Below are 13,186 nucleotides of genomic sequence, written 5' to 3' on the forward strand. Positions count from 1 at the left end.
TCGTCCGTAGGACCTAGGCGATCTTAGCAAAACCCACCTTTCAAGAGATCTCCCCAACAGTAAGAAGCTTACTTGAACGTCTATTGTAGCCTGTCCTCACTTGATTTCCGGACCTGTCTGGATCAGCGAGTTTGACATTGGGACTTCCTTCGTTCTACCGAAGTTTGTCGACACAAGCGTGGCAGCCCTGAGACAGAACATTTTGGTTTTGTATTTGTTAACTGGCCTGCTGTATTTTAGATAAATTCGAACTGAAACAGGGACAGAGGCCTGTGACTGAACCCAGAACGCCTTTTCTTAGCATATTGGCAAAAATCCCTGGTGCTGATTTACGGCCGCAACAGTTTTCTGAAGATGCTGCGAAGCGGCTGAGACGTCAACAGATACGCGGCACCATTGAGCAAATGCGCATCATGTTGCTTTGTAATACTTTTTTCGCGCCAGCGCTGTCACTTCAAGTATGGAACAGTGGTCTCAATGGGGTGGTCATCGCTTGGACCATGTCGATCCTGATTTTTTCCTGGTCTCTTTTTTGGGTGTGGGGTCGCGAATACAAAACAGATGGAAACGCGCGCGACATGCGCCGCTTTGTGGCTCAAACTTTTGTCAATTCATCCTTTTGGGCCCTTGGTATGGCGCTTTTCTTTCCTGTCGTTGAAGGGGATCAAAAGGCGATCGTGGCCACCATTATGGCGGGGTCGCTTGCGCTCGGGACAGTTGGGTTTTCTCTGGCTCCCTCAGCCGCATTCACTTACCTCGCGGTCCAGACAATCTCAAACAGCCTTGTTGCTTTTTTCACCGGGATGCAGACCGGCTCTACCGCCGACTATTTAGTTTCATTTCTGTGTGTTGCGGCTGGGGTAAGTCTTTTGAATGTGGTGGTGGAACGTGGCAAATCCACAATCGAAGCATTTAGAAATCACGAAGACCTCAGTGAAAAGAGCGAAGTTATTGAACTTCTCCTCAAGGACTACGAAGAGCAAGCAACGCAATGGTTGTGGCAGACGGATGCAACGGGGAAAATCGTCAGATGTCCCGAGCCAATTTTGAACCTTCTCGGTGCCAAAAATGAGCGAAGCGCTCCCTTGGCCAAACTTCTCTCAGACAGGTCGGATACTGTTTCCAATCAGGATGTTATGCGGCTTAATCAAGCACTCTACGACCAAAAAGAATTTCACGACATACGGATTGCGCTTTTCGATCCAGATCTCAACCAAACGCGTTGGATTTTAGTGAAAGGTCGACCGCAATATAACTCCGATCTCTTCATTGGGTATCGAGGGATTTTTGCCGATGCTACCGTCATCGTCCAAGCGGAACGAAAGGTACAAGCAACAAACGACGAACTTCGGCGTGCTTTAGAACAGGCCCAAAGCGCTGACAAAGCCAAGTCAGAGTTTGTTGCAACGATGAGCCATGAAATTCGCACACCGATGAATGGTGTTCTTGGGATGTCTGACCTCTTGGCTGAAAGCGATTTAGACAGTCATCAAAAAGGTCTGTTGGAGATCATTCAGTCCTCAGGCCGGAGCCTTTTGTCTATTATCAATGACATCCTCGACTATTCAAAAATTGACAGCGGGCACCTCAATCTAAGATCCGAGCCGTTTTTGCTTTGCGATCTAGTCGACGATCCGGCCATACTTCTGGCGGCACAGGCGTCACAATCCGACGTTGAAATACTCACTCGTGTTGGAACCGATCTACCCAAACTGGCTGTTGGCGATTTACCTAGGTTAAAACAGGTTGTAACCAATCTTGTTGGGAATGCCGTGAAGTTCACACAGAACGGCAATATCTTCATTGACCTTCACAAAGTAAAAGACAGCGACGGTGGGTTTGTCATTCAGGTCGATGTTCAAGACACAGGCTGTGGAATCCCCGCATTAGACCTCAATGAAATCTTCGAAAAGTTCACTCAAGTGGATAGCTCGCTCACCCGCCCTCATGTGGGCACGGGCCTCGGACTTTCCATAAGCAAAGGGCTTGTAGCACTCATGCAGGGTGACATCTGGGTGGAGTCGCAAGTTGGCAAGGGATCAACGTTTTCTTTCAAAGTTCCGTTGGAGAGAGCAAAGGGCCACGACGCGCTTCGGACACTTCAACTGCCCCAGTGCGATACCGGAAAACACGTTCTTATTATCGATTCAAGCGAGAGAAGCGTCGAAACCAATGAAGAAAGACTGCGGTCCTGGCAATGCAATGTTGTTTCAGCACAGACGGGAGCCGGTGCCATTAAGTTACTGGATAGTCCGTCGCATTCGGCCACCACGTTTGACGTTGTTCTTGTCAACGATAACGTGTCCGATATCCCATTAGACGAGATCGTCGACAGGCTTCGCAAACATCCACGTTCAAAATCTTCGAAGCTTATACAGCTCAGTAAAATTTCAAAGATGCAGCATAATGAAGCCTGGGACAAAAACTGGGATGCGACCCTATCTAAACCGGTAGGGACGCTCCGACTTTTGAATTGCTTCATTTCTGATAGCTCCGACGCAGTAGACGAGGATGCAGAAATTAGGAAAGCCCCGTCCAATAAGCGTGTGCCAACTCGAAACTCGATCGAATCTGAGGGACAGAGTTGGACCGAAACAGGCCACCAGGACACCGCAGACATTCTGATTGTGGATGACAATGCAACGAACCTCAAGTTGCTGGAAATGATCATAAAGCGCATGGGTCACAAACACATTCAAGCCAAGGACGGAGAAAAGGCGGTTGCTGCTTTCGAAAGATACAGACCACGTCTTATTTTCATGGATGTCAGCATGCCAATCATGAACGGTTTGGAAGCAACGCAAGAAATCCGTTTGCTTGAACAAAAATACGACTGGGCTCCCTGTCATATCGTTGGTTTGACAGCGCATTCATTGGAAAGCGACAAGGAAGCCTGCTTGGCTCATGGCATGAATACCCACATGCCAAAACCAGTCTCGCTCGCAGATCTACGACGTACAGTGTCACAAATAGTAGTGCGTCCGTCCTAACAGTGCCGGTCTGCGAAGAGTTCTTTGTTTAGAGTTCCATTGTGCGTGTTTCACGAACGGGTACGATGACAATCTGACTGCATCTTACTCACGATTCCGGTGTGCAGTCTCGGTTCTTTGAAATTGACTGCAATACAGGCTGCAAAATTGTCCACGATCCTAAGATCGCACAAATCTCAACACTTGGAAGGGCGTGTCCGCTGACACCCTGTAGCGTGGCGGTTGTAGTGATCGAAAAAGGCTTCGATCTGGGCTTCGATATCGCCGGGCAGGAAGTAGTTCTCCAGCAGGATGCGGTTCTTCAAAGTCTGATGACGGACACCAAGGGCATAACCGACCCAAACGTTTTCCAAGCGTTTCTGGCGCAGAGTAATTGATCACATGGTGTGACAAGTTGCATGCTCAATCTCTTTTGTCAGCGGTCATTGAGCTCTGGAGAGTTTCAATGATCGCTTTGTCTCGCGATGCAGCCCAAAAGGGTGCGAAACCAATGCACGTCTTGTCGTGGGATAGTTTGACGGGTCTCTTCGATCAGTCTACAGTTTTACTGCAGGTGAAGAAAACTAAGAGATCTTGGCCTCGAAAACTCTGAAAACTAATTGATATTACATCGAATTACTACGAAACCGACTTCGCCAAACCCAATGCAATACTGTCGGAATTTTGAACAGTCAGCACCTTAAGGGCCACGGCACACTTTAACCGCATCTGCGAACGCAATTTTTGGTGTTCCTGAGTGTGGTCCAAGACTTTGATATTTAGATCCCTTCCGACAAATGGAAGCAATGAAGATCGCTGCCCCTCGGATGCACACAGGAGTAACACGCCAATCATAAATGCAATGTTTGAATACTTTGCGGTGCGTAGCGTGCTTGCTTGCGCAGTCGATCATCCGGTAGCCATCACCTCCACCCTAAAGGGGACATTTTTAGGCGAGGTTATTGACTGCACGACGGAGACGGTTGCTGAGAGTTTAGACAATCCCGAGCAGCAATACGACGCAGTTTGTTTTTACGGCAATGTCACCTGGCACAGTCTTCGCGCTATAGAGGCTGCACTGGCGCCCGTTTTTGCCAAAATGGAGAGCGAGAGAAGACGCTTACCAATTCTCGTTGTTGATGCCGGAGTGCCAGATGGTCCGCCAGACTGGTTGGCAGACGAAAGCCTGCCGGCACAGTTTCGACGGGGAATGGCAACAAGGGATGGTGTAAGGCTCGCCTTTGGTCGGCTTGTTGATGGTTATGCGTATTCGCAGCTGTGGGTGCCCGTTCCTACGGTCATTGGACTGGCAGTGCCAAATGAACAATGGAAAGAACTCGGCCCGCTGGCTGCAATGATCGAAAGTCTGTCTAGAGAATTAACCAATGCTGATCAGCGCGCCACCGAAGCCATAGCTTTGGCCTATCAAGCCTCGCTGGTCGAGGATACCGAAGAGGACATTGGATTTTCACCCAAAGATTTTGGCATCGTTTTGGCCAAGGATCTTTCCAGTGCTACCGCAAATGCGAGCGAGGCTGGTGTTGAGGCGGCCAGATTGGTCCGCCGCCCTGATGGGCGAGTGTTTCTTTTGGACTCCGGCAAGCGAAAACACATCAATTCTACACTAGTTGTCAAGATCTTAGCGCGCCAACTTGGCGCGGTTAGCTCCATCTCCCCAGAAGATCTGGAAGCCTATAAAAAAACCAGCTCTGTCACAGTGATCCGAGGGTCTAAAGGAAGCTACCAGATTGTTCTGAACAACAAGCGCATCATGTTGCGCGGCTTCCCAGTGGTTTCTTTTGCCGCGGAAGAAGATCTGGAAAACCTGGAGGTTTTGACAACGATAAGCCTGTCGAAAATAAGTTTCGACGACGAACTCGGAGGCCGTGAAATGCTCCGGCGCGCTATGAGCCGTGCTGCACTTCGGATTAAGTCAAGAGTCGCTTCTGTTTTCCGGTTTGGAGGTTGACCCATGGCTAATGTTCAATTGTCCGTCGTCGTTTTGACTTGGAATAACTTGCCGCTGACCCGTCGCTTTGTTGACAGCATCCGCCAACACACAACTTTGCCCTACGAGCTTATCATCGTTGATAACGGCTCTGACAGCGAAAGCGTTGACTACGGAAAAGATGTTGCAGATATTTTCATCAGTAATGTGCGAAACGAAGGTTTCGCTGTCGGCATGAACCAAGGAATGGCAGCGGCAAACGGAAAGTTCATCTCGTTTTGTAATAACGACACAGTTGTGCCCGAGAACTGGGATAAGTTGCTGGTTCAAACAGCTTCTTCACCGGACGTTGGAATAGTTTTTCCCGCACTCACCGCCGCTACCAACGCACGAACCGTACGAAGTCTACCGGGGCACGAATGCGAGCATATTGCACCCTTCTCTGCCCCCCCTTCCGGCGCTTTTCTTGTTATGTTGACTGAGGTTGCACGCGGGATCGGCGGTTGGGGTGAAGAATACGCGATCGCATCAGGAGAAGACGTTGATCTTGCGTTCAAGGTGTGGGTCAACGATCTGCAACTTGTTCTGGACACCCGTGTTCTTGTTGATCACGTAGACAAAGCGTCCAGCCGCAATCTCGATAACCAGCTCGAACTTTGGCGAAAAAATCGACAGGTTTTCCTTGAAAAATGGACGGGGTCACCCGACATTCCGCGCCTAGAAAGCTGCTCAACTTCGCGTCATGCGACCAACTTGGCCACAGCCAATTCTGCGGCTGGTTGGATGTCGCAATATTTCAGGATGCGGGAACACGCAGATAACCTAGCTTCCAAGGGGCTGCCGTCAAAAACATCCCAGGCCAAAACTGAGCAAAAGAAATTGATCGGCGCAAGCCAACCCGCTCAAGCCAAGAGCGCAGACTTTGCCGCTGAACAACTTAAGGGATTGTGGACAGGTTTTGAGCCGATCGTCGATACTGACGCGCTTCGCGTCACCTATTTTCTTCCAACTTTGCGAGTTGCTGGTGGTGTCTTAGGGGTCATGCAGCTTGTAAGTGAATTGCGGCTGCTCGGTGTGGATGCCTCTATCGTTGCGCTGGGTGACAAACATGAAGTTTATCAATGGCGCAACCTTCAACAACCCATCATCTACAAAGACGACGCTCATCTTCGGCAAGAACTTCCAGAGACTGACGTTCTCATCGCAACGCATTGGAGCACCGCACAAACGGTCCATGATCTTGTTCAAATGGGAAGGGCGCGGACATCAGCATATTTCTTACAGGACTATGAGGCCTGGTTCTTTGATGAAGACGACACCGCCAACCGACAAATTGTTCGAGATACCTATGATCTGATCCCGCATAAAATCGTAAAGTCCGATTGGTTGTCGGCGCTGCTTGAACAGGATGGACACCAGACACATAAGATCCCGCTGGGCGTGGATCTGGATTTTTTTTACCCGAGGACCGTTGAAAAGTCGGACCCGCCGACGGTCATCGCGATGGGGCGGCCCCGCACGCCGCGGCGTGGGTTTGCAACGCTGACAAAAGCATTTGAAATCGTCCACAAAGAATATCCAGAAGCAGAGTTTATTCTGTTTGGTGAAGATATCAGTTCTATGGCGCTGCCTTTCCCATTCCGATGCGAAGGGTTGTTGACCGATCAGGAAAGATTGGCTCGCCTATATTCAAGCGCGACAGTGCATCTGGACGCTTCGGATTTTCAGGCCTTCGGGAGACCTGCGCTTGAAGCAATGGCTTGCGGAACCGCAAATGTCCTTACAGATGTGGGAGGCGTGGGCGAATATGCGCGATCAGGCGAAAATTGCATTCTTGTTCCAGCGCGAGAACCAGAGAAAACTGCCAACGCGATACTCGAACTACTCAATAACACCCAACTGCGCAACTCGTTGATTCAAGATGGTCTTCAGACTGCTCTTGGATACTCTATGCACCGCGAAGCACGGGACACTCTAGCACTTTTTCGCCGGATATTGAATGATGCCGAGGAGCAGTCCTCTGGCGAAAGTTGATTTTATCTAAGACGTTACAAGAGGAAAGAAATGATTTGTGTTATCCCAAGCGCCAGAGAAGTACGGCTAGATTACCTCGAGCCTCTTATTGAAGCTGGATGTCGTTTTATTGTCGTTGATGACAGCCCTGGCAGCATCGAAATCGATCATCCACAGTTCAGCGTTTACAATCACGGCCACCAAGACCGCGATCTAGGTGAACTCGTTCATGCAATTCCGAGGGGAAATGGTGCCTGCCGGAATTATGGTTTTCTTATTGCATGGCGCCAGTCCGAGCCCGGCGAAATTATTGTGGCCCTTGATGATGATTGCCTTGTCGATAGTCACGACTGGGCAAGCGCCGCAGAGGCCTCCTTGTCGGACGCTGTGCGTCCGGTGGTTCAGACCGACAAACGTCACTGGAATGTTCTAGATCTCTACTCAGGAATCGAACCCGACGCCTACCCAAGAGGTTTCCCTTATAGCGAAAGGCTTGGGTACAAACCCTGTGATTTCGTAAAGCCAAGACAATCGAAACCGATGTTTAATCTCGGCCTTTGGCAAAACGTCTTTGACGTAAATGCAATCGACAAACTTGAAGGGCCTGAATATCGCCACCCTGACGCCCAGCTTCAGGAAGCTTCGGTGGTCGTTCCAAATGGATCGCTTGTTTCTGCCTGCTCGATGAATATGATTTTCCGCCGCGAACTCATTCCTGCGGTCTATCAGCTTCCTATGGCTGTCGACGTCATGCCGGGTTGGAAAATTGACCGATACGGCGATATTTGGGGCGGCTTCATCACAAAAATGCTCATGGACCTGCAAGGGCATGATTACACCGTGGGCGGGCCAATGATCACCCACTTAAAGGAAGGAAACAGCATTAGAAACATTTGGCAGGAACACATCTGCCACTTGGTAAATGACGAATTTATCGGATTGGTCGATGGATTTGCCGAGCTGGATCAACCTCAGAACGCAAGCTACCTCGAACTGGTTGCGCACTTCACTGATTATCTCTCCGCAACCAAAGGCAGCGCCCTTCTGGACGGCTACCTACAACATTTGACCCGCTGCATGGACGCATGGGTAAAGGCATTCGAAAAATGAAATGAAAAGCCGTGCAATGTACTCGAACCCACTATTTCACTACATGATTAAAGATATGGATATTTGCTGCAGCGACATCGTTGGAGGCGGCATACCTGCCGCCGACAACGACGCTGAAATATCCCAAACCATTGTGCAAGGTACATGAAGCGCGTTGATTATCACTGAGGTGCTATTGCATAGAGCTGTACGACAACTTTCGCCGTCCTTTTCGGACTGGCCGAAATCCGGAGTGCCTGCAACCAATGCACCTCAAAAACCAGCGCCAAATCAGGGACACCGAAAAACGCAAACCTTCTTTGGCTCCGCTCTTTCGAGGCTGAAACAGGAACGCGATGGCTGCGTCTGCGAGTTGCTCTACCGGCAAATCGATGGTGCTACCGCCCATACCAATCCATGCATAAAGGGACGCATATCAGAGGTCAGACGTATGACACGCTTCTTGAGCAATAGTATTCATGCCAGAAGCCGTATCTAGCCTGCAATTTGGCTGCCCTAAAATGAAACGGATGTTTGCGGCGGCGTCAACAAAACGTGTTTTCTGTTTTACTGCCGGCAACCAAATGGTTCCCCCGCCATCGGTCGGAATGGGCCTCACGATCTATCACACTCTTCCACTTCGAGAAGGTTTTGTGGGATGTTCTGATAGCAAACTGGTCGCAAAAACCGTCGAATGGAAAGTGTTCCGACCGAAGTGGCCCCAAAATTTGTTGATGCGGGGTACGGTCCGCCGTGAACCATTGCATCACTGACTTCGACCCCAGTCGGGAAGCCATTGACCAAAATACGGCCCGCTTTTCGCTCCAGTATCGGTAGCAATTTGCGTGCCAGAGCCGTGTCGCCGTCGTCAAGGTGTAGCGTGCACGTCAATTGCCCTGTGAGCTCCTTTGCAACGGCGATCACCTCGTCTTTGGTCTTGGCAAGCACAACGACACCTAGCGGCCCAAACACCTCTTCTTTCAAATCGTCATTCAGCAACCAGTTCTGAGCCGTGGTCGTAAAAAGCTGAGCTGCAGCCTCTCTTTGCGTGCAAGCTCCAAACAAAACCCGATTGACGTGAGGAGCTGCAGCGATTGCGTCACCTCCCTTTTGATAGGCCGAAGCAATTGCGTTTGTCAGCATGATTTGCGGTGGGGTGTCCTCAAGCTCGGTTTTTGCGGTCGAGACAAACGTCTGCACTTCTGGTCCGTCGATCAGAACCACCACTCCAGGATTTGTGCAAAACTGCCCAGCGCCCATGGTCAGCGATGCGGCCCACCCCTTGGCGATCTCCGCCGCACGCTGAGACAAGGCGTCCGGCAGGACAAGCATTGGATTGATCGAGCCAAGTTCGCCGAAAAAGGGAATGGGTTCCGGACGGGCCGCACAAATGTCAAACAACGCACGCCCCCCACGCAAAGATCCCGTGAACCCCACAGCTCTTATCAACGGATGCTTGACAAGGGCCTCACCGGCATCGAACCCGTACCCTTGCAGCAGGCCGAAAACGCCCGCATCAACACCACAGAACTTGATGGCTGCATCAATCGCTTGCGCCACGATATCTGACGTTCCCGGATGGGCTGGATGACCTTTGACGACCACCGGACAACCCGCTGCGAGAGCGGCGGCTGTGTCGCCCCCAGCGGTCGAGAAAGCCAGCGGAAAATTCGACGCTCCAAAAACTGCAACTGGTCCGATTGGACGCTGAATCATCCGCAATTCCGGCCGTGGTAACGGGATGCGGTCGGGCAATGCGACGTCGAGCCTGCGGTCTAAACAGTCGCCTGCCTCGATGTGATCGGCAAAGAGCTTGAGCTGCGCCGTGGTCCTGCCTCTTTCCCCCACAAGCCGCCCCTCAGGAAGGCCAGTCTCACGACATCCGATCTCGGTAATATGATCGCCACGCGCATCAATTTCGATCGCGATTTGGCGCAAAAATGCGGCCCGATCAGACGGAGAACTGTATCCGAATGTCCAAAACGCGTGCTCAGCTGCCTGCACGGCTTGATCAACCAGAACAGAGTCTGCCACAGCAAAAACATCCGGTTCACCGCTGGTAGGTTGGTTGGCAAATTGCGCAGAAGATTTAATCCATTGACCGGCAATAAGATGTCCCGATTTTAGCATGGTGTTTCCGATCTAATTTTAGAGCAAGTCCCGACGGGCAAGATTGTGCATCAACTCTCTGATGCCAAAGGTCCATTCGCGACAATGCGTCGACAGTTGAACAGTATTGCGCAGCGCGCCGAGGTGCTTTGAAGAGATGGACACCACATCGCCAATCTTATGTGTGAACCCTTCGTTTGGGGTGTCGCGGTCTTGAGTCGGGGCAAAGAGTGTCCCTAAAAACAGCATCAGCCCGTCAGGATACTGGTGATGACGACCCAAGGTTTGTTGCACGAGATTCAGAGGATCGCGGCTGATCTCCTTCATGGAAGAGTTGCCATGTAGGACATAACCATCCTCTGCCCCTGTAACCGTCATATTGAGTTCAGCTGCGCGCACATCATCAAGTGTAAAGCCAGTATCAAACAGTCGTATCATGGGCCCGATAGAACAGGACGCATTATTGTCCTTTGCCTTAGAGAGGAGCAATGCCGAGCGCCCTTCTATATCACGTAAATTAACATCATTGCCTAACGTAGCCCCAACGATCTTTCCCCTAGAAGACACCGCTAGCACAATTTCGGGCTCTGGATTGTTCCATCTTGAAATCGGATGTAGCCCAACCTCTGCACCATACCCGACAGATGACAGCGTTTGGGACTTCGAAAACACCTCGGCATCGGGCCCGATCCCGACTTCGAGGTATTGAGACCAAAGCCCTTCTTTGATCAGAGCCGCTTTAACCCGCTCCGCATCTTTCGAGCCAGCCTTGATGCTTTTCAGGTTTTTACCGATCAACGCACCAATTTTTTGACGAACGGCATTCGCTTTTTGCGGGTCGCCTGCAGCTTGTTCTTCAATCACCCGCTCGACCATGGAGCTGGCGAACGTCACGCCGCAGGCTTTGATGGACTGTAGATCACAGGGCGCAAGCAGGTGCGTTTGTGTCAAATCACCAACCGTCGCGTTCGTGAGGTCTTGCGTCGAGCCAATGATGGTACCGTGCGCCAACGTTACATGACTGACAGGATCATCCATTTCGCAGATGTCGCGGACCAAAGGGGCGGTATTCGACGTGATATCAACGACATCATCGCCACGAATTGTGACAACTGAGGGGCCCTGCACGTCTGCATTCCACACACGCCCAAGAAGAACACCATCTTTTGGAAAATCGGTCATATCGCTGCGTTACCTTTCTGTCTTTGGCTCAAAGTACACATCAATGACTGTCCCTTGGCAAATGGCGCCGTACCTTTTGATAAGTTGTTGCCAGCTCCAGACATCCACCGTCGGAGAGTTGCCCGACATTGGCGCGGTATATTTCTTGCCACGGTGTCTGATTGAACAAATCAGGCGGCGCCCAGCGCGCTTTGCGCTGCTGCCATTCCTCCGGATCTACAAGCGCGTTAAGCGTTCGGCTTTCCAGATCCATCCGAACCATGTCTCCGGTTCGCAGAAAGGCCAGACCGCCGCCAACCGCAGCCTCGGGTGACGCATTGAGCACTGACGGGCTTTCGGACGTGCCCGACTGTCGTCCGTCACCGACAGTTGGCAAATGTTTCACACCATCCTTAAGGAGCGCATCAGGTGGTTGCATGTTCACAACCTCTGCTGATCCGGGATACCCGATGCACCCTGCCCCGCGCATGAACAAAATGGTGTTTTCATCTATCTTGAGGTCAGGATCATTGACCGACGCATGATAGTGCTCCGGTCCATCAAAAACCACGGCCCTCGCATCAAACACGTTTTTTTGTCCAGGTTTGTTTAGGAAACGTCGGCGAAAGTCTTGTGAAATCACACTGGTTTTCATGAGTGCGGAAGAGAACAGGTTGCCGCTCAGGACCATGAAGCCCGCCTGTTCGCGCAAAGGTTTGCTAACGGGAGCAATGACATCGTGATCGAGGCTGCGCACACCTTCCAGCGTCGCCCCAAGCGTTTGACCCGACACAGTCATAACATCAATGTGCAGCAGGTCTGACACCTGCATTTCGCCCATCACGGCAGGAACACCGCCAGCACGATAAAATCGTTCTCCGAGGTGTTTTCCCGCGGGCTGCATATTCACCAAAAGTGGCAAGTCAAAGCCATACTTCTGCCAGTCCGTAACATCGAGTTCGACACCAATGTGGCGCGCGATTGCTTGGATGTGCGGCGGCGCATTTGTCGAACCGCCTATAGCTGTGGCAACTTTGATTGCGTTCTCAAACGCTTTACGTGTCATCACCTTAGAAGGGGTCAGATCCTCATGTACCATTGAGACAATCCGCTTGCCTGTCTCGAAAGCCATTTGCATTCGCTCGCGAAACGGAGCCGGGATTGCGGCGCAGCCGGGCAAGCTCATCCCCAAAACCTCGGCCAGTGCATTCATGGTGCTTGCAGTGCCCATTGTATTGCAATGCCCCAATGACGGAGCAGACGCGCAAGCGCGGCGAATGAATTCATCGTAGTCAATGATACCCTCGGCAAGCTGGCGACGGCTCTCCCAAATTATCGTGCCAGACCCCGCCAGTTCACCTTTCCACCATCCATCTAGCATCGGGCCGCCAGAGAGAACGATTGCAGGCAAATCGACTGTGGCGGCCCCCATCAACATTGCTGGCGTGGTCTTATCGCATCCAGTTGTTAAAACAACGCCATCCAAAGGGTAGCCATGCAAAACCTCGACCAACCCCAGGTAGGCTAGGTTACGATCCAACGCCGCCGTAGGGCGTTTGCCGTTTTCGTGAATGGGGTGGACGGGAAACTCCATGGGAATGCCACCGGCGTCCCGAATGCCGGCTTTGATCCGGTCCATCAAGAATACGTGGATCTTGTTACACGGGGTCAATTCTGAACCCGTCTGGGCAATCCCAATAATCGGGCGACCAGATTGTAGCTCTTCGCGCGTAAAATCGCTGTTTTGATAGCGTTCCAAATGCAACGCCGTCATGCCCGGGTTTTCACGGTTATCAAACCACTCCCGCGACCTCAGCCTGGCCTCGCCTGGCTTTTCTGGGCGGTTTTCCGTCATAAGATCAATCCCTTGTAAGGTAGGTGGCCATAGAATTTTCGG

The 13,186-nt window shown here is 51.4% G+C and carries 8 protein-coding genes; 5 read left to right on the forward strand and 3 right to left on the reverse strand.

Annotated elements, in window-relative coordinates; translation table 11 throughout:
* The first annotated feature begins 272 nt into the window (after window positions 1-272).
* The 5 genes from ABWV47_RS05890 (at window position 273) to ABWV47_RS05910 (ending at window position 8,040) form a co-directional block, all read left to right on the forward strand.
* Complete coding sequence (locus ABWV47_RS05890) at window positions 273-2,990, forward strand: ATP-binding protein (RefSeq protein WP_353309424.1); 2,718 nt, start codon at window positions 273-275, stop codon at window positions 2,988-2,990.
* A gap of 215 nt (window positions 2,991-3,205) precedes the next feature.
* A complete protein-coding gene (locus ABWV47_RS05895) occupies window positions 3,206-3,367 on the forward strand; it encodes a hypothetical protein (protein ID WP_353309610.1) in 162 nt (53 codons plus the stop codon).
* A 464-nt stretch (window positions 3,368-3,831) separates the two neighbouring features.
* Window positions 3,832-4,938 carry a hypothetical protein gene (locus tag ABWV47_RS05900; protein WP_353309427.1) on the forward strand — a complete coding sequence of 369 codons (1,107 nt, stop codon included), beginning with the start codon at window positions 3,832-3,834 and terminating at the stop codon, window positions 4,936-4,938.
* A gap of 3 nt (window positions 4,939-4,941) precedes the next feature.
* Entirely contained in the window at window positions 4,942-6,951 is a 2,010-nt protein-coding gene (locus ABWV47_RS05905) for a glycosyltransferase (protein WP_353309429.1), read from the forward strand.
* A 30-nt stretch (window positions 6,952-6,981) separates the two neighbouring features.
* Window positions 6,982-8,040 (forward strand): hypothetical protein, encoded by a 1,059-nt coding sequence (locus tag ABWV47_RS05910; protein ID WP_353309432.1) that lies wholly within the window; start codon window positions 6,982-6,984, stop codon window positions 8,038-8,040.
* A 594-nt stretch (window positions 8,041-8,634) separates the two neighbouring features.
* On the opposite strand, the gene ABWV47_RS05915 is transcribed toward ABWV47_RS05910, so the two are convergent.
* The 3 genes from ABWV47_RS05915 to ABWV47_RS05925 are packed head-to-tail and all read right to left on the reverse strand — an operon-like array spanning window position 8,635 to window position 13,144.
* The gene (locus ABWV47_RS05915; RefSeq protein WP_353309434.1) at window positions 8,635-10,149 is read right to left on the reverse strand and encodes an aldehyde dehydrogenase (NADP(+)); all 1,515 of its coding nucleotides are present in this window, start codon (window positions 10,147-10,149) and stop codon (window positions 8,635-8,637) included.
* An 18-nt stretch (window positions 10,150-10,167) separates the two neighbouring features.
* The gene (locus ABWV47_RS05920) at window positions 10,168-11,310 is read right to left on the reverse strand and encodes a fumarylacetoacetate hydrolase family protein (RefSeq protein ID WP_353309436.1); all 1,143 of its coding nucleotides are present in this window, start codon (window positions 11,308-11,310) and stop codon (window positions 10,168-10,170) included.
* A gap of 40 nt (window positions 11,311-11,350) precedes the next feature.
* Entirely contained in the window at window positions 11,351-13,144 is a 1,794-nt protein-coding gene (locus tag ABWV47_RS05925; protein ID WP_353309439.1) for an IlvD/Edd family dehydratase, read from the reverse strand.
* Between the last annotated feature and the right edge of the window lie 42 nt (window positions 13,145-13,186).

The sequence above is a fragment of the Shimia sp. NS0008-38b genome (assembly GCF_040370365.1).
Lineage (GTDB): Bacteria > Pseudomonadota > Alphaproteobacteria > Rhodobacterales > Rhodobacteraceae > Shimia.

What these genes read in the sequence shown, in the direction of transcription:
- ABWV47_RS05915 (WP_353309434.1), bottom strand. Translation starts at nt 10,149, where the DNA reads ATGCTAAAATCGGGACATCTTATTGCCGGTCAATGGATTAAATCTTCT.
- ABWV47_RS05905 (WP_353309429.1), top strand. Translation starts at nt 4,942, where the DNA reads ATGGCTAATGTTCAATTGTCCGTCGTCGTTTTGACTTGGAATAACTTG.
- ABWV47_RS05900 (WP_353309427.1), top strand. Translation starts at nt 3,832, where the DNA reads ATGTTTGAATACTTTGCGGTGCGTAGCGTGCTTGCTTGCGCAGTCGAT.
- ABWV47_RS05920 (WP_353309436.1), bottom strand. Translation starts at nt 11,310, where the DNA reads ATGACCGATTTTCCAAAAGATGGTGTTCTTCTTGGGCGTGTGTGGAAT.
- ABWV47_RS05910 (WP_353309432.1), top strand. Translation starts at nt 6,982, where the DNA reads ATGATTTGTGTTATCCCAAGCGCCAGAGAAGTACGGCTAGATTACCTC.
- ABWV47_RS05925 (WP_353309439.1), bottom strand. Translation starts at nt 13,144, where the DNA reads ATGACGGAAAACCGCCCAGAAAAGCCAGGCGAGGCCAGGCTGAGGTCG.